We start from the raw sequence: 21,756 nt of genomic DNA, 5'->3' as shown, positions 1-21,756 counted from the left end.
GATCCGAACTTCGGAGGTGTCGTGCAGCTTGCCGGAACGAAGTGGAGCCCGGTGCGATCTACTTCACCGTGATCGTGATCGTCCGCGCGTGCGTCTCGGCGGGTAGTGCGGCGGTGTCGACCATCAGCACCTCACCGGTGTCCTGCATGCCGTTGGCGAGGAGTTTCGCCTTCAGTCCGAACGGCGGCCGATCGCCGGTGGCGGCCTCGACGCCGAAGTCGCTGTCGGCGGCGATGTAAAGGGTCTTGCCCCCGTCACGGGTGGCAACGCCCTCGATCTTGTCGTGGCCGAAGAACTTGCCGTCGGCGTTCAGGCCGTCCAGCAGGCCGCCGAGGTCCAGGCCGGACTTCTTGGCGACAGGCGTGATGCCCGCCTTCCGCAGCGTGGCGACGCCATCGGCGGTGGACACGGCACCGACTAGGAGTTCCAGTGGCTTCCCGTCCACGACCAGGCCCAGCTCCGGATCGTATTGCGTTCCCTCAACCTTCGCCCGCGGTCCGATATCGGTGGCACCGGTGATGTCGATGGTCCACAACTTCTTGTTCGCCTCGGGCGTTTTGTTTCCGTCGCGCTCGTCGACCAGGAAGGTGGTGTTGCTCAGCGCCGTGATCTCGGAGACCGCGAGCTTCTGCTTCGGCTCCTCCAGCGGATAGACGAATTCTCCGACCTCCCGGGTCTTCAGATCCACGGTGACGATCCGGGTCATGGGCACCTCGCGCGTCGACGCGACACCCGGCTCGTTCAATGCGCTCTGCATGATGCCGATTAGGGTGCCGCCGTCCGGCGTGACGGTGAGCCCCTCCATACCCTGATTGGGAGCGCGCAACGAAAGCTCCTTGGGCAGACCTCGGCCCGGCGCCAGCCGTTCCAGCTCGGTGCCGTCGGCGTCGAAATGCACAAGGAACGGCCCGTACTCGTCGGACACCCAGAAGCTGCCGTCGGGCATGGCAACCAGGCCCTCGGTGTCGAGGCCGTGATCAGTGGGCGGCAGGACAGCGCCGTTGAGGTCGCGCATGGTCTCGCCGGTGCCGGCGGAGGTGTCGACCAGGCCGTTGAACGGGCGGCCCGCCGAGTTCTTCAAGGGGATGACGCTTTCCAGCACCGCCTTGGTGCCGACCAGCTTGAACTTGGCGATGCTGGGCGTGAATGTCGGTGCGGGAACGAGCTTCTCGTTCTTGCCTCTGCCGTCCACATTCGGCCCGCGGTCGGTGAGACCATAGAACTCGTCGGTCGATCCGGGCACCGGCGTGAACGCCGACCCGTATCCGCTGCCCTGCAGGCTCACGCCACCGAACTCACCGAACGGCGGAATATCGGGGGTGAACAACTTCACGGCGTCGGTGGTGGTCACGGTGATGCTGTCGGAGCCGGTGTACCCGGCCTCCGGCGTGTACACCACCGCACCGTCGGTGCGCCGGGTAATCGCGCCGTGCTGCGGATCGGCGATCCCGACCGCGGCGCTGCCGCCGGTCTCGGCCAGCAGGTCGTCCAGCGAGATCACCAAGGGCTGATCTCTGGTGGCGGTGAAGTCAGCCTCCGAACTCGATGACGAGCAAGCCGACAGAGCGGCGGTCGCGCACACGACGACCACGACCAGTGGGCTTCGGGTCCCGTGGTGCGTTCTCACCAGCGATGCGTACCGTCCGAGCCTGATCATCAGTTGGCCTCGAGTTGAACATGAGCCGTCGATCCCCGCAATCATCCGATCATTCTGCCGTGACGCCGGCCTCGAGGAGGGTGGACGCCGCGCGCGGTGTTGCGCGCCGAGGTCGGCCGGGTGGTCCGGCGCTCCGCGATGTCGGCGAACCCCTCCGAACCTGGGACATCGAATTCGCCCGCCACATGATTGATACCGAGGGCGTTGCCGACCAGGTGGAGTTGACGCCGCTGAGGATCGGTCAAAGACGGGACGAGCAGGGTCGGCATCCCGACCTCCACGGCTGCGCCATCGCGGGAAGGCCGGTCTCCGACCATGAGGGTTTCCTCGGGGCGAGTGCCGAGCCGCCCGCACGTCAGGCGGAATATGGCAGGGTCGGGCTTCTGGATCCCGTGCTCGTTCGACAGGACGAAAGTTTCGATCAAATCGGACAACCCTGCCTCGGCGAAGAAGGGCCGGATGTCGAAGTGAATGTTGCTGAGCACCCCTATCTTGTAGCCCTCCTCGAACAGATTGGTGAGAGTGGCCGCAGCGTCGGCGGCGAAATAGTTGTATGTCGGGTCGGAATCCACTGCGAAGAGCGCGTCGGAGAGTTCGGTGTCGAGTCCCGCATCCACGAACACCGCGTAGTAGGTCTCCCGGTGACGAGCAGCGCTCGTGTTTCCCTGCGGTGATTGCAGGCGGTTCGGCTGGCCTGCGGCTGTTCGAAGGTCCTCTAGGAGGGCGACGGCGGCGTCGTCGTCGTGTCGGCGACCGGCCCGTCGCAGTGCTTCCTGAGTCCAGCGTTGCGGCGAAAGTTCCGAGACGAGAGTGCCTCGCCAATCGAAGGCGACGGCGCGGATGTCGTGCGAGTGCGAACCAGAAGATGGCATGGAGGTGAAGGCTATCGGCGAATGGCGCTGAAACCGACATCCAGATCCGCTCCCAACTGCCGGCCGCCACGCGGCGCGACGGTCTCGAGTCGGACGGGTATGGCGCGGTGCTCCGGTAGCGGCGGCTCATCCGGCGTTTACGGTCCCGTCCGCACCCGCCTCGGATGTCGAGAACCTCCGGCCGGCTCCGTCCCAGGGATACGAGCGGCCACGGACATGCCGCTCGACAACGCCGACGGAGGAGCGATCACCATGCGACCGACCGAGATCACCGAGATCCTGAACCGACCGATCAGCCAGGAGCTGCTGGCCCGCGACCTGACCCGCCTGGCCTACGTCGCGACGGATGGCACGCCGCGCAGCATCCCGATCGCCTTCACCTGGAACGGCTCGGAGATCGTCCTGTGCACCACGAAGAACGCCCGCAAGCTGCCCGCCCTGCGCGAGAACTCGATGGTTGCCCTGACCATCGACACCGAGGTTCACCCGCCGAAGATCCTGCTCCTCCGCGGGCGGGCCGAGCTGGACGTCGTCGACGGCATCCCGGACGAGTATCTGCGGATGAACGGCAGCTACGAGATGACACCCGAGCAGCGTGTCGAGTGGGAGGCCGAGGTCCGCTCGCTCTACGACGGCATGGTGCGGATCGTCGTCACCCCGACCTGGGCAAAACTCATCGACTTCGAAGACACTCTGCCCACCGCGGTCGAGGAGCTGATCCGGCAACGGGCCGAACGCCGGCACGCCTGAGATCGATGCGACCAGAATGGGCCCTACCACTTCAAGGAGAAGATGATGGCCAAATACCTGCTGCTCAAGCACTACCGCGGCGCACCGGCACCGGTCAACGACGTGCAGATGGATCAGTGGACCCCGGAGGAACTGGCGGCCCATGTGCAGTACATGCAGGACTTCGCCGCGCGGCTCGAGGCCACCGGAGAGTTCGTCGACAGCCAAGCGCTCTCCCCGCAGGGCACGTTCGTCCGCTCGGACGACGAGGGCCGCCCACCGGTCACCGACGGACCGTTCGCCGAGACGAAAGACCTGATCGCCGGCTGGATGGTGATCGATGTCGAGACCTACGAGCGCGCACTCGAGCTGGCCGCCGAGCTGTCCGCGGCGCCCGGTGCGGGCGGGAAGCCGGTGCAGGAGTGGCTCGAGGTGCGGCCGTTCCTCACCGCGATGCCCACGGTGACCGAGTGAACGAGTCGCTGCTGCGGGAGCTCGTGCCCGCGGTGATCGGCGTCCTCCTCCGGCGCGGAGCCGACTTCGCGTCGGCCGAGGACGCCGTGCAGGAGGCCCTGATTCGCGCTCTGCAGAGGTGGCCGGACGATCCACCGCGCGATGCGAAAGCCTGGCTCGTCGCGGCCGCCTGGCACAAATTCCTCGACGTCGCCCGAGCCGAAACATCGCGGCGCGGACGGGAACTCGCCGTGGAGGTCGAGCCGCCGACCGGTCCGGTGCCGGGCACGGACGACTCCCTGTGGCTCTACTTCCTGTGCGCGCACCCGTCGCTGTCCCCCGGTTCGGCCGTCGCTTTGACGTTGCGCGCGGTCGGCGGCCTGACGACGCGGCAGATCGCGACGGCATACCTCGTGCCCGAAGCCACCATGGCGCAACGGATCAGCCGGGCCAAGCGGCGTATCACCGGGCTGCCGCTCGATCGACCCGGCGATCTGGCGACGGTGTTGCGCGTTCTCTACCTCGTCTTCAACGAGGGCTACACCGGGGACGTCGATCTGGCGGCCGAAGCGATCCGCCTCACCCGCCAGTTGGCCGGCTCCACCGACGAACCCGAGGTCGCGGGCCTGCTGGCGCTCATGCTGCTGCACCATGCCCGCCGCGCGTCTCGCCTCGGCCCGGGCGGTCGCCTGGTGCCGCTCGGTGAACAGGACCGATCTCGGTGGGACACCCGCCTCATCGCCGAAGGAGTGACGGTTCTGCAAGCGGCACTGGCTCGCGACCGGTTGGGCGAATATCAAGCGCAGGCCGCGATCGCCGCTCTGCACGCGGATGCCCCGAGCGCCTCCGAGACGGACTGGGTGCAGATCGTGGAGTGGTACGACGAACTCCTGAACCTCACGGGGAGCCCGGTGGTGCGACTCAACCGCGCAGTCGCGGTCGGCGAGGCCGACGGTCCGCAGGCGGGCTTGGCAGAGCTGAGCAAGGCGGATCCCGACCTGCCCCGATACACCGCGGTCCGCGCCTATCTCCTCGAACGCGCCGGCGACCTCGATCAGGCCGCCGAGCTGTACGCCGAGGCCTCCTACGCGGCCGGCAGCGCGCCGGAGCGCGACCACCTCACCCGCGAGGCAGCGCGGGTGCGGCAGTTACTGCGCTCGTGAATTCCGGCCTACTCGTCAGCCTTCGACGACTGCCGGCCGGGAAACCGTTCACCTCGCAAGGGGTTCGAGAAGCACAGGTAGAGCGAGCGGCCCGCAAGTGATGAACTGCGGACTGAGCGGGATAGAGTCGGGCTCGCACGCCAAGCGCAGCCGGGGAAAGCTGTCGAACAGCGTCGACAACGCGATACGACTTTCCAGGCGAGCCAGAGGTGCGCCGAGACAGAAGTGCGGTCCTCGCCCGAAAGCCAATTGGTCTCGGTGATCATGATCGATATCGAAGACATCGGCGTCCGGATGCCGTCGTAGATCTCGTCCCACCCCGGCGTACCAGCCTACGATCGCGCCTGCGGGAACATCGACCCCGGCGATGGCGACGTCCCGCAGCGCGTACCGATTGAACATGACGCACGCCGACGAACGAAAACGCAGGACCTCCTCCACGACGTCCGACCACCGCTCCTCGGCTCTGGCCTCGGCCAGTTGCGCGGGATGCGAACACAATGCGATGACCGCGTTGCCCAACAAGTGCACCGTCGTCTCGTGGCCGGCGATGATCACCAGCCACAACGTCTGGACCAGTTCGTCTTCGCTCAACCCGCTTTCGTCGTTGGCCTGCAACAGGGCGGAAGTCAGGTCGTCACCGGGAGTACGCCGCTTGCGGCCCAGCAATTCGGTGAGATACGCGAGCATCTCCTGCACTGCCGCCTGCGTCTGCTCCCCTGTGCTGGTGTGCGAAACCACCGTCGTGGTCCAGCGCCGGATCTGCGGTTGCTCATCGGCGGCCACGCCGAACAGTTCACAGATCACCCGTACCGGAAGGGGTGTGGTGAAACCGGAGACCAAGTCGATTTCTCCGGTGCGACCGCGAAGGTCGTCGACGAGTTCGGCGGCGATCTGCTGGATTCGCGGTTCGAGCGCGGCTACTCGACCGGGAGTGAACGCTTGGGCGATCGTTCTGCGCACTCTCCGGTGGTCGTCGCCGTCCTTGTTGAGCAGATGGTCGATGTCGGTCAAGGCGCGCAGCGGCCAGTCCGCTGGAATGGTGCCGTCGTGGAGTGCGGGGCAGTTGCGGGCGTTCTTACTGAACAGCGTGCCGTCGCCGGCGAGGATTTCGCCCACCGCCTGGTGACTCACCGCCAGCCAGGCCGAGACGTTCCCGGGCAGCTCGATCGGAACCACTGGCCCGCGCCTGCGGATTCGCTCATAGGTATCGAAGACAGACTCTCCGGCGGTGGGCAGCTGGCTGACGGATTCGGTCACGATGTCTCCCGTGGATGTGGACAGGTGGCCGCACGAAGCCCAACGGAGTGCGGTGTCAGTGAGTGTGGACAATCCTTGCCCAGCACTGACGAGGAACCGGAAGTCTGTGCCTCGGAACGGAATTCCCCGACACAAAAACAATGGAACTCAGTCCCGGCGGAGCCGCCGGTCGCCGGATGGATCGACGACCTCGAACCACGCCGTGTCGCTCGAGGCCGAAGCGTGGTTCACGGCATCGAATGGACCCGCCTGAACTCCGATGCTCCGGGCCGGATCATCTACGACGATTCCTACCAGGTCATCGTGGAGCGTCGGCGGCACGCGGCGAGCTGAGAAGCCGGGCGAGCCCGTGAGGCCGGATTCGCCGATTCGACAGCAGCGACTATTCGACGCCGAGCGTCACCTCTGTCGCTTTGATGAGCACTTTGACGGCCGAGCCCTCGGCGAGTTCCAGGTCGCCGACCGCGTCACGGGTGATCGCGGAGGTGATCTCGTCACCGCCGGTGAGCCGGACGCGGACCACAGCCATGGCTTCGCCGCGGGTGATGGAGATGACGGTGCCGTCGAGTTGATTGCGGGTGGATAGCTGCATGCCCGTGATGGTACGCAGCCCGATCGCGGGTGGTAGGGATTGCCGACTGACATTCTCGGCGCAGTGCGACGACCTTGGCTTGGTTCGCGGTGGTCACCGGTTGCGCATCGCCGACAGGCGCCGACGCATGCGCCGACTCGGGCCGGGCTGGAATGGGCGGTTTGCCGACGGATCGGGATTGCCGTCGTCGCGCGGGCGATCCCGATGCCTCACCGCTGGATGCCCCCGATCACCGGTTGTTCCGCCAGCTTCTCCACCACGGCACGCAGGTCGTCCAGCAGGGCGCGTGTCCCCTCCATCAGCGCGACGGCCTCACGCGTCATGGTGGTCACTTCGGCGAGTCGCTCGTCCACCGCCGCGAGGGTGGTTCGAGACGCCACCATTGTCTGCGCTGCCGTGGTCAATGTGGTGCTGACGACGTCGAGGGTGGCCTCGGTCCTGGCGAAGGTGTCCTCCACCCGGCACAAGACCGATTCCACGTCGACGAGTGTTCGCTCGGCCCGGCCGACCATCTCGAACGGCCCCTTCGTCAGCAGTCCCATGATGTCCTTCGTCCTTCCCATCTCAGCCCACCATCCGCTGCGCGGCACCGTGGGCGTCCCAGGCCACCCGGCTGGTACCGCCGCACCGACGACGGCCCATAAGTCGCGCCGAGGCAATCGGCGAAACCACGACCGACATGCCACCGTTCAGGCACATCCGATTCGAGGTGGCGTCGGCTGGGCAGACCGACTCACGGGCACCACGGTCGACACATTCATCTGAATGGATATAAGCCACGCGATTGCCGATGTAGTTGCCGTCCGCGCGGCAATTCATCGATAAGCATTCGGTCGCGCATGGCATCGCGATTGTGTATGCCAATGCCTCTACCTATTCCCTAGTAAAGTTCCAGCGATCAACGCAGTCGTCGAAGCCTCATAACTATACTACAGTACAAGATTTATGCTTCGGCACATGCGGTACAACGGCTCGAAATATGACTCGAGTCACACTGCTGGCATCTACTCGTCCGGCGCCCGCAAGCCGTGACCCCTACGCTCCCTAGAGGAGTCGTGCACCGTCCCGCCGATCCGTCGCAGAGTCGACCCATCCAAGCCACTCGACGTGCTCGATACCAACGACGCAAGAGCGAGGCACCGAGTGGTTGCCAGCCCATGATCGGCAGTTATGCTGTAGCATAACTGCCGATCGAAGAAGAGTTCCGAGTCGGGAAGGAGCGCGCGGTATGGGCGATGGCGCCTTCTCCGACCGACTCGAATACTTGTTCCGAACGATGCCGAACCCCGCGGGCAGACGCTATACCGCCGACGAGATAGCGCGCCGCGCCACCGACCTCGGCTACCCGATTTCGGCGGTATACGTCGCGCAATTGCGTTCCGGGCTGAAGCAGAACCCCTCGCTCAAACATGCCACCGGACTGGCCGCGGCATTCGACGTGGACATTCGCTTCTTCACCGATGAGGAAGCCTGGCAGCGCGGCCGCCAAGAGATCGAATACCTGCGGCTGAGCACGGCGCCCGGTCTCGAAGCCGTGGCCTTCCGCGCGATGGACCTGTCCCAGCAGTCGTTGGCCTCGTTGATCGACTACCTGAAGTTCCTCCGTGTACAAGAAGGGCTCCCCCCGGACCCGCCGGATCTGCCTGAACCCCCATCGTGACGCGCGACGATGCTCGGCCGCCCCGTTCGACAGCAGTTCCTCCGCGAGCATCCCGGGGCATGGCCGCATCGACTGCCCGGGGACGAACTGTACGCGCGCCGGGAGGCGCAACTGCGCGCTATTCATCGATTTCGCAGGCGCGCAGACCGATCGTCGCGGGGCGGGATGCACCGGAGGCGGGCTAACCGTCCGCACGGTCTACGCTCAGGCCCGAAGGGTTCGGGCGTCGAAAAGCTCTGCGGCAGTGAGTTCATAGGCCACATGGCGAGGACTGTCGCGCGCTGCGGCGCGGATCGAATCGTGGTCCAGCCGGTAGGCCGCGGCCAACACCGGCGCTTCGCGTTGCAGCAGTCGTAGGGCGTCACTGATCTCGATCAACATGTCGGTCACTCGGGTTTCGGCGCGCCTGCGCACGCGGGAGCGGAATCGCACCTGCGGGTAGCGTTGCGTCAGCCAATAGTGCAGGGGTGTGAGTCGTTCGATGTAGGAGCGGGCCAGTCGAGTGCTCCGGAGCGTCCCGAGTACGACCGGACCGGTTGTGCCGACCACCAGCAGAATGCTCACCGCGACCTGAAACGCGATGGTGAGGCGCTGCGCCCACAGCGGTGGCATGTCCGGCCATAGACCGACGACGACGAGCACCCAGCTCTCGTACCCGACGAGCAGGACGGCCACGACTGCCAGCACCTTCAAAAGGATTCGCCGCCACTGTCGCTCGCGCACACTGGCGCGAAGCGCCACCCCGGCCAAGGTGGACATCGCATGGATCACCACGATCGCCTGGACAGCCCAGTACAGTTGCATTCGCGGATTCCCGGCGAATTCCCGCGCGAAACCCAGGCCATCCGGCTGCTGCGGTGAAGTCATGAACAGCGATACCAGAACTACTCCGACAGACCCGTATGCCGCGCGTGTCAGAAGTACCCGTTGTCGCGTCGGCGGATCGGCGGACAGATGGTTTCGCCAGTACAGGGTGGTCAGGACTATCGCGGTCACAGCACACAGGTTGCTCAACAAGTATGCGGTGTTGACGCGGATCGGCGCGAACATGCCCTCGAAGGGCGGAGAGAGCAACAGGTAGCTGAGCGCGACCAACCCGAGGATGACGATGGGCCGCCATTGCCCCCGAGCCCCTTGCGGTGCGAGCTGCCATGCCAGCGCGACGACACCGATACCGAGGAGAACCGAGACCGCTCCGGCGAACTGCGCCACTCGCCTACTCGATCCTAGTGCGTGGAAAGCCCAGCGCCGCAATCATTTCGGCTGACTCACCGGTGCCGGCATCACTCCACAGGATCGTTCTCATGGTTTGCCTGGCGAAGTCCTCGGCTTCGTGTTCGCTCCTGGTGTCGTAGGCCGATCGGTATCTGACCTGGGCGAAGCGCGCGACGGCTGCGGGGCCGAGTATGGAACACAGCGCTTGGCCCGCGTCGACCCGATGCTCGACCGAGGCGTGGTCGTACAGGATGTGACCTGCTTCATGCAGCACGGTGTTGATGCGGGCGATCTCGGGCAGGTCGGCATCGAATTCGATGAGATCTCCCGTGCCGGTGCGCAGCCACCTGCCCGCCACCGATGGTGGCAGAGTGGAGCTGGCGGCGATGCGAACCGGGATACCACTGGCGGAGGCCAGGATCGGGGCGAACGCGGTCAGTGTGAACGGTTGCAGCTGGGCAGTGCGCCGTTGTACTTCGATCCGGGTTCGACGCTGTGCGCGACGGGTCGAGTTCGGTTTCCAAGTAGGGATTGTCGCCACCACCCATCCGTTGCCGCCCTCGGTCTGCATGATTCTGCCGCAACACGCGGTCCGACGTGATGCGTCCGTGCCCCAATTTTCCAGGGCATGACCACGTTCGCCGGGCCGCCCAGCAGCGCCGCAGGGCCGGCCATGTAGCGGCACCGGCGACCGAGCTTCACATCGGGTGGGCCCGGCGGCGTTCTTGCGAATCGATAGGTCACGAGGCGAAGGGCCGGTATCGGCGGTATAGCCCGGACCCGGGGTTCGATCGTCGCTCGGCCCAACTGGAGGTGTCCGAACAAAGACATTGCGATCGCCGCTCGCGTCAGTCCGCTCGATAGCCGACCTGGCGTCGGCGGCCGTCGTGCCGGCCAAGCGCGGGATGTTCGATCCGGCGCGTCCGGCCGAAACCAGCTTCTCGGCGCGGTTCCCGGAACGATGTCCCGCATTCTGACCTGGGTGGATGCACTTCCTCTCGCCGGCGCTACGCATGCTCCAGCATTTCGACCGGAGCGAGCTACGGGTTCATCTCGAATGCGCCCGCGTAGCTCATCACCTCGCCGTGCAGACGGGCGGTGCGCTGCTCGTCGACGACCGGTTTGCGCAGCACATTCAAGGCCCAATCCTGCTGCGCGGAGGTCGAAGAAGCCTTCGAGAACAGCCCGAGCGCGTAGGCCGAGAAGTCGCGCACGAATACCTCGAAGATGGAATCGACGACGTCTTCGGATGTCCCGACGATCGCGGCCTGCTCCAGGATGAGCTGTCCGTAGGGCAGCAGCGTGAACAACTCCCCCACCGCCAATTGGTAGTCCAGATCCTCCAACTGGGCCGACGTCGGCGCCGCCTCTACCGGGAACCGGGTGAATCGCTCGGCTTGCTCGATGAACAGGGCCACGTTGGGCAGGTGGCGGTAGTGCGCATAAGCCGACCGCCAGTCGGCGAATCGGACCTTGCCCAATCCCGCGGCGCCCGGCTGCCGGAACAGCGATTCGTCGTCGCCCGGATCCCGTCGCACAGGCACCGGAGGCAACTGCGCCGGATCGAAGAGGAAATTCGGCATGAATTTCAGCGTAAGTGCCATATTGACATGGGCGGTGCCTTCCAGCCGTGGCATGGAGTCGATCGTGCCACGGGCTGTCGCGAAGTAGCTGTCTTTCTCGAAACCCTTGGCGGAGATGACATCCGAGAGTTCCCGGAACACCCTCTCGGCCTCACGCGTAACCTTCATCTTTCCGATGGAATTGAACATCACGAACCGGCGATCCTCCGGGGTCGAGCATCGCATGTAATCGATCGCTCGTTCGTGGTAGAGCCGCATGGCGTTCATGCGAACGTAGCTGTCGGACAGGATTTGCCGAACCTGCGCGAAATCGGTGACGGGATGTCCGAACAGGATCTTGGCGCTCGCGTGGTTGATCGTCTCATAGAAGCAGTGCTGCACGATACCCAGCGCGACCATGCCGATATTGAATTTGCCACAGTTGACCGCGGCGAGGGCGGCGTCGAATGCCTTTCGGCCCACGTGCAATACGTCGTCGGCCGACACGGGATAGTTCACCAAGTCGTAGGCGGAGACGAAGTTCTGGCCGTGGATGACGTTCTTGACCAGACGGTAGTTCGGGTGCTGGCTGTCGGCGATGAACCAGACATACGCGTCGGGACCTTCGAGGTCGGTGCGTCTGCCGATGGTCGGCACGATCCGGGCCACGTTGCCGTTGCCGATGTAGTACTTGCCGCCGGTGGCGGTGAACCCACCCGCACCGTCGGGGGTCAGCAGCATGTCGGTGGCGTAGATGTCGGCGCCGTGATCCTTTTCCGACAGCCCGAAGCCGATGATCCCGCCGCGGTCGAGCTCCTCGGAGGCACGCAGATGAGCCTTGCCGTTTGCGCTCTGCCAGATGGTGGCGAGACCGAGCGTGGAGACGCCCCACGCGTACCAGTACTGCGATCCGTAGAAACCGGTGATCTCGTTGAACCGGGAGATGAACGCGGTGTCCCAGCGCTTTTCCGGATCAGCGCCCGAGCGTGCCCGCGGGGTCGCCATGTAGGCGATGATCCGGCTCTCGGCGAGGAACCGCATCCAGTCGTCGTACCACTCCGCCCGGAACGCATCGCTGGTGAGCGCCTGCTTGCCCTTCTTCTCGAAGAAGTCGACCACCGACCGCAGCCGAGCTCGAGTGGCGGGGTCGAATTCCTCGAACGTCTCGGTTCTCGGGTTGAACAAAGCCATGGCGATGCCGCCTTTCGAAGTGATGGCAAGTGCCATCACTTTAGAACTGAAGGCAGTCGCCGTCAATCTGCGGATGGGGCTCGGAGCAGGCGGCGCACGCCTCGTCGAACGCGGACAACGCGACATCTCCGGTCACCGATATGCTCCTCGGCCGCCCGGACAGCCGGGCAGGGTCAGGGGCGGGCTTCCTCGATCAGGCGCTGCCGCAGCCAGGTCAGAGGGGTGAGCGCATCCGGGCCGAGGGTGTATGAGGGGTAACTCTGATGGATGCCGGATTTGAGGAAATCGTCGATCTGTTGCTTTCGCTGTTCGTAGGCGGAGGTGTTGATCTGGTCGGAGAGAAGGCCCAGGCCGCCCGCGGCCAGTGCGTCGCCGATGATTTCGGTCGCCTGTTGCTGATAATTGCCGATTTTTCCCGGATCCGGATTCGAGAGTTGGACGAAGAAGCCGGCGATCCGTCCGGCAAAGTCACCCTCGGGCATCGCGCAGTACAGGTCACCCGCGGCGCAGAAGGTGTAGGTGCGCGGGGCGAGCCAGCCGAAACCTCCCGGGCGAGGCCCGGCCGCTCCGGCGCCAGGGACGGGCGGGCCGATCAGGGTGTCGCTGGGTGAGCGCCGAGGATCGGAGATCAGCCCGACCAGGACCACCCGGTGCGGCGGCATCACACCCAGGCCGGTGCCGATCTCGGCCGCGAGATCACCTGCGGCATCCGCGCCTTGGCTGTAGCCGAGCAACGCGATCCGGGTGGCTTCGCACGCTTGCGCCATGTCCGAGGCCAACGTGCGCGCTTTGTCGATCGCCTCTTGCTTGGAGCGGCCGTACACTTCGCTTTCCCAAGGGAACGCCGTCGCCGCGTAAGGAACATAGTCCACCTGGACGTCCCCGGGTAAACCGTTCAGGCTCGATGCGAGCATTCCTTTGCCCGGATCGGTACTGGATGTCTCCCACGTTCCGGGGATCGCTACGACATACAAGTCTGGGCAATGGCTCGGTGCGCCATCGGCAAAAGGCGCGACACCGAGATGAACAGTAGCGGTTACCGTTGCGGCCACACACGCGGCGGCTATCGTCTTCCATCGGGTGAACATCGAATTCTCCGTGTTTCAAAGCACCGAGGTCACGTGATCGAGATGGATTGCGGCGGACGGCGGGAATCGCAGTACAGCCGGAACGCGCGCAACGTGCACCATTCTCCGGCATCCACACCGGAGGGCGGCGATGCGACACGGCATCGATCACACGCCACCTCGGCGTCGCGGACTCGGGTCAGCGGTGTGGTTGGGTCATGTCCCGGTTCATGGTGGGCAGTTCGATACTGATCGGCATCCGCAACTCGGCCAGATACACCAACGCCGCCCGGCGCAGGAACTCATCGAACAACCAGTAGGCATCCGGCGCCAACGGCACCACCGGCAACAAACCCTCCCGCACCGCGATGAACGGCCCCCAACTCACCCGCAACAACGGATCCCACACCGGCTCGCGCGCGATCGCCAACCCATCAGCGATCTCATCCCCCAGCAAAAACCGGGTGAACGCCCCCAACACCGGCTTACTCACCACCGCCAAATCCAGATTCGCCCCCAACCGCAACAACCGATCCGCCAGCTTCGCCCCCTCCGGCGTCGGCGCCAGAACTGGATCCAGCACCTGCGCGGCCTGCGCGTTCGCCTCACCCCACGAATTGGGAATGTACTCATCCCGAATCCCCAACATATGCGCCCCCACCTGCCAGGAATGCAAAAACGCCTCCGACTCCGCCACCGGCATCGGCACCCCCCACGCCGTCAAATGCTTCATCACCGTCGTCGGCAGACTGTGCCAGGTCACCATCATGTCGTTCTGACTGATCGGCACCTGCTCATCGGCCGAGGCCACCCAATGCGGCGAACGCGGCAGCAAATGCCGCACCGCGGCATGCACCAACCGCGTTTTCACACACGTCACCACCATTTCCCCATCCGGGGCATACGCGTTCGCCGTCCCGATGTCATAACCCAGCTTCGCGGTCTTGGTGATCCGATCCTTCAGATCGTGACCACCCTTGGAGTAATACACCGCCCGCGCCTCCTTCGGGATGACCGTGGACATCATCCCGCTGGCCAACCCATACAACACCCCCAGATACAACCCCCGCTTCTTGTTGAACTCCACCGCCGTAGCCAACTTCTGCGGATCCGTCCACACCGGCAACCGCCGCGCGTACTCCATGAAATCCCGCAGATCCGACGGCAACCCCTCCGGCAACGGCTGACCATTCCGCGTCCACGTCCGCAACAACTCATTCACCCGCGCCACTTCCCCCCGATCCAGCAAGGACGCCACCAACTCATCCGCCTCCGGATCCCACACCGTCAACGGATCAACCCCCTCCCCGCCCCCGGCCACCGACCCCTGCGGCGACCACGACCACGGCTGCGCCCGCCCGGGCACCACCACCGCCGACAACGCACCCACCGCCCCCAACACCCCACCAGCCCGCAACGCCTCACGCCTACTGAAACCATCCATCACAACATCACTCCTCATTGAGCCGGGACGGGATCGCATGGACGCGGCGGCGAGAGCGCCACCGCCGTCTTCGCGATCAGAATGGCTATTAACTTAGCACACGTTCTAGCCGTTGTCTCGGTTGCGTTCAGGAGCGATCTCAACCTCCCACGCTCAGGTCGGCGAGCCAGCCGACTTGCGGCCTAAGTGCTTGCCCGAGGCGGCATCGACCCGGGTCTGGGTCTCCCGAAGACTCGACGGCACGGGGTACAGGTTCCGCCTTCGACGTTCATCTTGCGTTGGATAATTTAGAGTTACATAGTGCTGCGAGGGGCCTCAACCACCAGCCGAGTCACCGACCGCCCGGCCACCCGGACCTACGCTGCCCGCCAAGTCGTCATGGGGGCCGGGCGTGCCCGGTGAGACTGTGTTCGGCGAACCGGGGCGGGCACCTTGTCGGCGCGCGAACCGTGGGTACCGCGCGAAAGGCTCAGGCGACGACCGAGCGCTGTGGTACTCCGATGTATGCGCTCAGCGGGCGGATCAGTGCGTTCGACTCGGCTTGTTCGATGATGTGCGCGGTCCAGCCGGTGATGCGGCTCATCACGAAGATCGGGGTGAAGACCTCGATCTCGAAGCCGAGCAGGTAGTAGGCGGGTCCGGTCGGGAAGTCCAGATTCGGCGCGAGGCCGGTGGCCTCGTTCATCGCGCGTTCGAGGATCTCGTACATCCGCACCCACTTCCCGCCGTCGGTCGCGGCGGCGATGTCCAGGAATGCCTTCTTCATGGTGGGTACCCGGGAGTCACCGTTCTTGTAGACGCGGTGGCCGAAGCCCATGACCTTTTCCTTCTCGGCCAGCTTGTCGCGCAGCCACTTCTCGGCCAGCGCGGGATCGTCGATCTCGAGCATGTCGTGCATGACCGCCTCGTTCGCACCCCCGTGCAGCGGCCCCTTCAAAGCGCCGATGGCGGCGGTCACGGCACTGTAGATATCCGACAGCGTCGAGGTGACCACCCGAGCCGCGAAGGTGGAGGCGTTGAAACTGTGCTCGGCGTAGAGGATCAACGACACCTCGAACGCCTTCACCAGTTCGCGCGAAGGGACGGTCCCGAAGCACATGTTCAGGAAGTTTTCGGCATACCCCAGGTGGGAGTGCGGCGCGACCGGGTCCAGACCATGACGGCGGCGATGGTCGGCAGCGACGATGGTCGGCAGCACCGCGAACATGCGAAGCGCTTTGGCGCGATTGGCCCTCGCCGAATTGTCGTCCTCGGCCGGATCTTCGGCGCCGAGGTAGCTGATGGCGGTGCGGACCACATCCATCGGGTGGCAGTTGTCCGGCATCTTGGCCACTAGCGACAGCAGCGACCGGTCGGCGCGCCGCCATGCCCGCTCCCGCTGGCAGAACCTCTCCAGCTCGGCGTCGGTGGGCAGTTCACCGTGCCAGAGCAGGTAGGCCACCTGCTCGAAGCCGCAGTGGGCAGCCAGATCCTGGACGGCGTAGCCGCGGTAGGTCAAGGAGTTGGTTTCGGGCACCACCTTCGAGATGGCGGTGGTGTCGACCACTACCCCTGCCAGACCTTTGCTGATGGCCGGTATCGCGGTGTCCGCCATCACGGGTTCCTTTCCGTAGTGAAATCGAAGATGTCGGAGTCGAATTCGTTGTAGGCCTCGTATCGCAGCAGTTCGTAGAGACGGCTGCGGTGCTGCATCCGATCCAGCAGGCCCGCCTGTGTGCCGCGCTCGAAGATTTCGCGCAATCCGGCTTCCGCTGCGAACATCGCCAGACGCAGCGTCGACACCGGGTAGATCACCGCGTTGTAGCCGATGGACTGCAGAGTGGCAGCCGGGATCAGCTCCGACTTGCCGAATTCGGTCATGTTGGCCAGCAAAGGAATCGAGACGGCGGCCCGGAACTTCTCGAACTCGGCGACGGTCTGCAGCGCTTCGGTGAAGATCAGGTCGGCGCCGGCGTCGCCGTAGGCGTTCGCCCGCTCGATCGCGGCGTCGATGCCTTCGATTCCCGCGGCGTCGGTGCGCGCGCAGATCACGAAGTTCGGGTCCCGTCGCGCGGACACCGCTGCCTTGAGCCTGCGCACCATCGCCTCGGTCGTCACCACGGCCTTGCCGTCGAGGTGACCGCACCGTTTCGGATTCACCTGGTCCTCGAGGTGACAGCCCGCGACTCCGGCGTCTTCCAGAATCGAGACGGTGCGTGCGGCACTCATCGGTTCGCCGAAGCCGGTGTCGGCGTCGATGAGCACCGGCAGGTCGGTGACCCGCGCGATCTGCTGGCCGCGTCCGGCGACCTCGGTCAGCGTGGTGAGCCCGATATCGGGCAGAGCGAGATCGGCGGAGACGACCGCCCCGGAGACGTAGACGCCCTCGAAGCCGATCTCCTGGATCAGGCCGGCCACCAGAGGGCTGAACGCCCCGGGGAAACGCTGGATCGTTCCGCAGGTCAGACCCGTGCGGAATGCGGCGCGTTTATCGGCGGCCGAGGTCGCCGCCGCCAGCAGGCCGGTCATCGGAAAAGCCCTTTCGGCAGCTTCGGCGCCCGTGCGAGCACCTGGTCGGAGACCGAGAAGTTCAACTGCGGCAGTTCGTCGGCCGACAACTCACCCGCGCGCTGCGCGACTTCCAGGAAGCGGTCCTGTTCGGCGGGATCGATGACGCCCTGCGCCAGTGTCCGGAACTTGGCGATGTACTCGTCGCGGGCGAAGGGGCGCGCGCCCAGCGGATGCGCGTCGGCCACCGCCAGCTCGTCGACGATCACCTCGCCGCTGTTCAACGTGACCTCCGCGCGGGCACCGAACGCCTTCTCGCGCGGGTCGGTCGAGTGATAGCGCCGGGTCCACTCCGGGTCCTCGGCGGTGGAGATCTTGCGCCACAACTCGACCGTGTCGGGGCGCTGCGCGCGCTCGGGCGCGTAGGAGCGCTCGTGATGCCAGGTGCCGTCCTGCAGGGCGACCGCGAAGATGTACATGACCGAGTGGTCCAGGGTCTCCCGCGACGCGGTCGGATCGAACTTCTGCGGATCACCCGATCCGGTGCCGATCACCACGTGGGTGTGGTGGCTGGTGTGCAGCACGATCGAGGCGATCCGGTCCAGGTCACCGATCCGCACGCGCATCCGGCGGGCCAGGTCGATCGGCGCCTGGCTCTGGTATTCGGCGGAATGCTCCTTCGTGTAGGTGTCGAGGATCGCGCGTTTGGGCTCGCCCGGTCCGGGAAGCGGCACCGGATACTCCTTCTCGGGTCCGCCGAGGAGCCGGGCGATCACACCGTCCTCGCCCTCCCAGATCGGGGCCGGGGCGCCCTCGCCCCGCAGGGCGCGGTCCACGGCCTCCACCGCCATCTTTCCGGCGAAGGCGGGCGCGTATGCCTTCCAGCTCGAGATCTCCCCCTTGCGGGACTGGCGGGTCGCGGTGGTGGTGTGCAATGCCTGGCCGATGGCCTGGTAGATGATCTCGGTGTCCAGCGCCAGCAGCGTGCCTATCCCGGCCGCCACCGAGGGACCGAGATGAGCCACATGGTCGATCTTGTGCTCGTGCAGACAGATCGAACGTGCGAGATCCACCTGGATCTCGTACCCCGTCGCCAGCCCGCGGATCAGGTCCCGGCCGCTGCGGCCGGCGTGCTGGGCCACCGCCAGGATCGCCGGGATGTTGTCGCCGGGGTGGGAGTACTCCGCGGCCAGGAAGGTGTCGTGGAAATCGAGCTCGCGCACCGCGACACCGTTCGCCCAGGCCGCCCATTCCGGCGAGAACCGTCCCGGCACACCGAACACCGTCGCACCCGGTCGATACGGATGCGCCAGCGCCTGCGCCCGGGCGTTGGCCACCGGAGGGCGGGTCACCGACGCGGCCGCGACCGCCGCGTTGTCGATGATCCGGTTGACGATCATCTCCTCGGTCTCCGGCGCGACCGCCACCGGATCCGCGGCAACCTCGGCGATCCGCCACGCGAGATGCTCCTCGCGCGGGAAGTGCTCGGCGGAGCGGTGTGTGCGGACGAGGTGGTGAATCACGGGGTGCGCCTCCGAACGTCGATTTCCGGTTTCTGATTCGCACGCTACTCATGCCCACAACGGGTCGAAATGCCTCGCAGATGCCGATATTTGCGTACCGAAATCAGCGAATATGCGTAGATTGCGAAAGTTTTTCCGGCCGGTTCAGCTGAGGCGGTGTTCGGCGAGGAGGGCCGTATCGGCGAGTTCTTCGCCGCGCATGCCGAAGTCGATGGGCCCGAACGCGACGTCTTGTTCGACGGTAGGCATGAACAGTTGGTCGTCGGGGTCTTGGAAGACGACGCCGACGCGCCGGCGTATGGTGCGGACGGTGGTGCGGTCCACGCGGGTGCCGCCGATGTACACCTCGCCCGATGTCGTGCTGAGTACCCCGTTGAGATGCAGCGTCAGTGTCGATTTGCCCGCGCCGTTGGGCCCCAGAACCGCGACCCGTTCGCCGCGGGCGATGTCGAGATCCACCCCGTGCAACGCCCCGGTCCCATCCGGATAGGCGAAGGTCAGGCCTGCCAGACGTACGGCGGGGGCCGTCGACTCGTTCACCGGGCGACCCAGGCGCCGACACAGGCGCCGAGGACGGCCGAGGCGGGAACACAGGAGAAGATGCATTGCCTCCAGGTGGCCGGAGGCGTGCCGAAATCGGTGATCGCACCGGTGAACCCGCGCGAGAGCATCGCCAGAAAACTCGACGATAGGGCATGGGCGGTGCCGCCGCGCGCTACCCGGCGAGGGACCGAGGGATCAGCTAGTGCTCAATTCGGCAGCGAAGAGCTCGCACACGCGCTGCCAGGAATCGTCGGCGGCTTGCTTGTCATAGGGCTCGCGGCCGGGGAAGAAGAAGGCGTGGCGGGCGCCGGGATACACGACTACCTCGTGCCGGACGGAAGCCGCCGACAGCGCTTCCCCGATCCGGCGCCGCTGTTCGGCATCGATGACGTGGTCCTGCTCGGCGAAGAACAGCGCCAGGCGCGCGGTGATCCGCGAGGTCGCCGCCAACAGTGGGTCCGGAACGCTCAACGCCGTTCCGGGGTCGGACAGCCATCCCGGGTAATAGATCGCCGCGGCGCGCAACGGCAGCCGGGTCGCCGCGAAATAGGTGACATGCCCCCCGAGGCTGAAACCCAGCATGCCGGTCCGGGCACCGGCACCGGCATGCTCTCGGGCATAGTCGGCGGCGGCGCGCAGATCCGCCTCGACCCCGTCCCGGGTCAACCGGCCCAGCAGTTCGAACGCATAGGCCCGATTGGCATCGCTCTCCTCGATACCGGTTGAGGTCTCGGGACCGGATCGGTGATACAGATTCGGCGCGATCGCCACATACCCCAGCGCGGCCACATCACGGACAACGGCCCGAACCTCATTCGTCAGGCCCCACAACTCCGCTCCGACGAGGACCAGCGGGTAGTCGCCCGGTCGAGCCGGGCGGGAGATATACGCCGCCATGGGCATCGCGTCGTGCTGAATGATGTCGATCTGTTCGGCCGTGATCTCGAATGCCACGACACGACTGTATCCAAAGTTCACCGCCTGGCCTCGGCGCTTCCACTGAATCGGACGCATGCCTCGCCCCTCCGATCCGCTTCGACCGCGGCGCCGACACGGTTCCAGCACCGTGGCCGACGCCGCCACAGATGGCGAGCTCTCCGGTTGCGGCGTGGTGGCTGCTGTGCTTGTAATGAGCGCGAGTACCCACTGAGACGGGTCGGATGTAGGTGGACGGTGTGGCGGTCCGCCGACTGCTAGGAGTTCACCATGACCACTGGATACGTGTGGAACACCCTCTACGGCTGGGCCGACACCGGCAGCGGAAGCCTGTTCCCCTCCGACGCTACGGTCGGCCTTCAGCCGATCGGTCATCACCTCGCGCATCCCGACACCAAACGGCGTTTCCACGAGTTGGTCTCGGTATCGGGCTTGCTCGACAAACTGCATGCGATAGCAGCGGCGCCCGCCGATGAGGCCGACATATTGCGGGTGCATACCGCGCAACATCTGGAGCGGATCAAGGCCGAGAGTCTGCTTCCGAAAGGCGGGGACGCCGGCGACGGCGTCTCGTCGTTCGGAAAAGGCGGATACGAGATCGCCGCGCTCTCGGCGGGCGGCGCGATCGCACTCGTCGAGCATGTGCTCGCGGGGACGGTCGACAACGGTTACGCACTGGTCAATCCGCCCGGGCATCACGCGACCCGCGCCACCGGCATGGGCTTCTGCATCTTCAACAACGTCTCCATCGCCGCCGCCTATGCGAAAAACGTGCTCGGCGTGGGGCGGATCGCCGTCGTCGATTGGGACGTCCACCACGGCAACGGTACTCAGGACATCTGGTACGAGGATCCGTCGGTACTGACCCTCTCGATCCATCAGCATCTGTGTTTTCCGCCGAATTCCGGCTACCGCGAAGAGCGCGGCGCGGGAGCCGGATACGGTTACGCGATCAACGTGCCGCTTCCACCCGGTAGCGGTGACGCCGCCTATCTGCACGCGATCGACCGGGTCGTCGAGCCTGCGCTACGTGCTTTCGCACCCGAGCTGATCATCGTGGCGTCCGGATTCGACGCGAGCATTCTCGATCCGCTGGCTCGGCAGATGGTCACCAGCGGCGGTTTCCGGCACCTGACCCGGCGGATGCTGGACATCGCCGCCGAAACGTGCGCGGGCCGGATCGCGTTCGTACAAGAAGGCGGCTACAGCCCGCACTACGTTCCGTTCTGCGGTCTCGCGGTGCTGCGCGAATTGCTCGGCGAAGAATTCGTGGACGACCCGTACACCCCCATCGTCACGACGCAAGGCGGCGACGTCCTGCTCGACCACGAGGCCGCCGCGATCGAAGCGGCGGCAAGTCTGGTCGCCGAGCTCTGACGCCGATCGCGGCAGCGCTCCGGAC

19 protein-coding genes and 1 pseudogene are annotated in these 21,756 nt (G+C 65.7%); 5 read left to right on the top strand and 15 right to left on the bottom strand.

What is annotated here, in order from left to right; translation table 11 throughout:
* Nucleotides 1–58 precede the first annotated feature (58 nt).
* Both NA8_RS16335 and NA8_RS16330 read right to left on the bottom strand, forming a co-directional pair.
* A complete protein-coding gene (locus NA8_RS16335) occupies nucleotides 59–1,627 on the bottom strand; it encodes an esterase-like activity of phytase family protein (RefSeq protein WP_245663863.1) in 1,569 nt (522 codons plus the stop codon).
* Nucleotides 1,628–1,698: 71 nt separating this feature from the next.
* Nucleotides 1,699–2,529, bottom strand: coding sequence for an HAD family hydrolase (locus NA8_RS16330; protein ID WP_157106737.1), 831 nt, complete (start codon nucleotides 2,527–2,529; stop codon nucleotides 1,699–1,701).
* Nucleotides 2,530–2,781: 252 nt separating this feature from the next.
* Between NA8_RS16330 and NA8_RS16325 the strand changes: the two genes are divergently transcribed.
* From NA8_RS16325 to NA8_RS16315, 3 genes are read left to right on the top strand one after another with little or no spacing between them, the layout of a single operon-like run.
* Nucleotides 2,782–3,279: a pyridoxamine 5'-phosphate oxidase family protein gene (locus NA8_RS16325; RefSeq protein ID WP_063051339.1), complete on the top strand. Its 498-nt coding sequence runs from the start codon at nucleotides 2,782–2,784 to the stop codon at nucleotides 3,277–3,279.
* Between the two features lie 45 nt (nucleotides 3,280–3,324).
* Nucleotides 3,325–3,732: a YciI family protein gene (locus NA8_RS16320; protein ID WP_063051338.1), complete on the top strand. Its 408-nt coding sequence runs from the start codon at nucleotides 3,325–3,327 to the stop codon at nucleotides 3,730–3,732.
* Nucleotides 3,729–4,874 carry an RNA polymerase sigma factor gene (locus NA8_RS16315; protein WP_063051248.1) on the top strand — a complete coding sequence of 382 codons (1,146 nt, stop codon included), beginning with the start codon at nucleotides 3,729–3,731 and terminating at the stop codon, nucleotides 4,872–4,874. The genes NA8_RS16320 and NA8_RS16315 overlap by 4 nt, the downstream gene beginning before the upstream one ends.
* Before the next feature lie 48 nt (nucleotides 4,875–4,922).
* Here NA8_RS16315 and NA8_RS16310 read toward each other — a convergent pair whose 3' ends face one another.
* The 3 genes from NA8_RS16310 to NA8_RS16300 all read right to left on the bottom strand — a co-directional run bounded on the left by NA8_RS16310 (nucleotide 4,923) and on the right by NA8_RS16300 (nucleotide 7,289).
* Entirely contained in the window at nucleotides 4,923–6,134 is a 1,212-nt protein-coding gene (locus NA8_RS16310) for a cytochrome P450 family protein (protein WP_157106736.1), read from the bottom strand.
* 382 nt (nucleotides 6,135–6,516) lie between these two features.
* Nucleotides 6,517–6,726: a TOBE domain-containing protein gene (locus NA8_RS16305; RefSeq protein WP_063051246.1), complete on the bottom strand. Its 210-nt coding sequence runs from the start codon at nucleotides 6,724–6,726 to the stop codon at nucleotides 6,517–6,519.
* 209 nt (nucleotides 6,727–6,935) lie between these two features.
* Nucleotides 6,936–7,289 carry a hypothetical protein gene (locus NA8_RS16300; RefSeq protein ID WP_063051245.1) on the bottom strand — a complete coding sequence of 118 codons (354 nt, stop codon included), beginning with the start codon at nucleotides 7,287–7,289 and terminating at the stop codon, nucleotides 6,936–6,938.
* A gap of 665 nt (nucleotides 7,290–7,954) precedes the next feature.
* Between NA8_RS16300 and NA8_RS16295 the strand changes: the two genes are divergently transcribed.
* On the top strand, nucleotides 7,955–8,386 hold the full coding sequence (locus NA8_RS16295) for a hypothetical protein (protein ID WP_063051244.1): 432 nt from the start codon (nucleotides 7,955–7,957) through the stop codon (nucleotides 8,384–8,386).
* Nucleotides 8,387–8,590: 204 nt separating this feature from the next.
* On the opposite strand, the gene NA8_RS16290 is transcribed toward NA8_RS16295, so the two are convergent.
* The 10 genes and pseudogenes from NA8_RS16290 to NA8_RS16245 all read right to left on the bottom strand — a co-directional run bounded on the left by NA8_RS16290 (nucleotide 8,591) and on the right by NA8_RS16245 (nucleotide 20,372).
* Complete coding sequence (locus tag NA8_RS16290; protein ID WP_063051243.1) at nucleotides 8,591–9,598, bottom strand: hypothetical protein; 1,008 nt, start codon at nucleotides 9,596–9,598, stop codon at nucleotides 8,591–8,593.
* A gap of 4 nt (nucleotides 9,599–9,602) precedes the next feature.
* The gene (locus NA8_RS33815; RefSeq protein WP_157106735.1) at nucleotides 9,603–9,959 is read right to left on the bottom strand and encodes a hypothetical protein; all 357 of its coding nucleotides are present in this window, start codon (nucleotides 9,957–9,959) and stop codon (nucleotides 9,603–9,605) included.
* A gap of 682 nt (nucleotides 9,960–10,641) precedes the next feature.
* Nucleotides 10,642–12,354: an acyl-CoA dehydrogenase family protein gene (locus tag NA8_RS16280; protein ID WP_063051241.1), complete on the bottom strand. Its 1,713-nt coding sequence runs from the start codon at nucleotides 12,352–12,354 to the stop codon at nucleotides 10,642–10,644.
* A 173-nt stretch (nucleotides 12,355–12,527) separates the two neighbouring features.
* On the bottom strand, nucleotides 12,528–13,442 hold the full coding sequence (locus NA8_RS16275) for a cutinase family protein (RefSeq protein ID WP_063051240.1): 915 nt from the start codon (nucleotides 13,440–13,442) through the stop codon (nucleotides 12,528–12,530).
* A gap of 178 nt (nucleotides 13,443–13,620) precedes the next feature.
* Complete coding sequence (locus NA8_RS16270; protein ID WP_063051239.1) at nucleotides 13,621–14,865, bottom strand: oxygenase MpaB family protein; 1,245 nt, start codon at nucleotides 14,863–14,865, stop codon at nucleotides 13,621–13,623.
* Between the two features lie 469 nt (nucleotides 14,866–15,334).
* Nucleotides 15,335–16,459 (bottom strand): bifunctional 2-methylcitrate synthase/citrate synthase, encoded by a 1,125-nt coding sequence (locus NA8_RS16265; RefSeq protein WP_063051238.1) that lies wholly within the window; start codon nucleotides 16,457–16,459, stop codon nucleotides 15,335–15,337.
* The gene (prpB, locus tag NA8_RS16260) at nucleotides 16,459–17,373 is read right to left on the bottom strand and encodes a methylisocitrate lyase (protein WP_063051237.1); all 915 of its coding nucleotides are present in this window, start codon (nucleotides 17,371–17,373) and stop codon (nucleotides 16,459–16,461) included. Before prpB ends, NA8_RS16265 begins: the two co-directional genes overlap by 1 nt.
* Nucleotides 17,370–18,875 (bottom strand): 2-methylcitrate dehydratase PrpD, encoded by a 1,506-nt coding sequence (gene prpD / locus NA8_RS16255; RefSeq protein ID WP_063051236.1) that lies wholly within the window; start codon nucleotides 18,873–18,875, stop codon nucleotides 17,370–17,372. The genes prpB and prpD overlap by 4 nt, the downstream gene beginning before the upstream one ends.
* A gap of 180 nt (nucleotides 18,876–19,055) precedes the next feature.
* Nucleotides 19,056–19,415: pseudogene (locus NA8_RS16250) on the bottom strand (energy-coupling factor ABC transporter ATP-binding protein); the annotation flags it as partial.
* A 198-nt stretch (nucleotides 19,416–19,613) separates the two neighbouring features.
* A complete protein-coding gene (locus NA8_RS16245) occupies nucleotides 19,614–20,372 on the bottom strand; it encodes a dienelactone hydrolase family protein (RefSeq protein ID WP_169810512.1) in 759 nt (252 codons plus the stop codon).
* Between the two features lie 252 nt (nucleotides 20,373–20,624).
* Here NA8_RS16245 and NA8_RS16240 point away from each other — a divergent pair, with 252 nt between their 5' ends.
* Nucleotides 20,625–21,731, top strand: coding sequence for a class II histone deacetylase (locus NA8_RS16240; RefSeq protein WP_063051234.1), 1,107 nt, complete (start codon nucleotides 20,625–20,627; stop codon nucleotides 21,729–21,731).
* The last annotated feature ends 25 nt before the right edge of the window (nucleotides 21,732–21,756 follow it).

This window comes from Nocardia arthritidis NBRC 100137 (assembly GCF_001612765.1).
GTDB classification, from domain to species: Bacteria; Actinomycetota; Actinomycetes; order Mycobacteriales; family Mycobacteriaceae; genus Nocardia; species Nocardia arthritidis.
The sequence above is the reverse complement of the archived record's forward strand: the minus strand, read 5'-3'. Positions and strand labels throughout refer to the sequence as shown.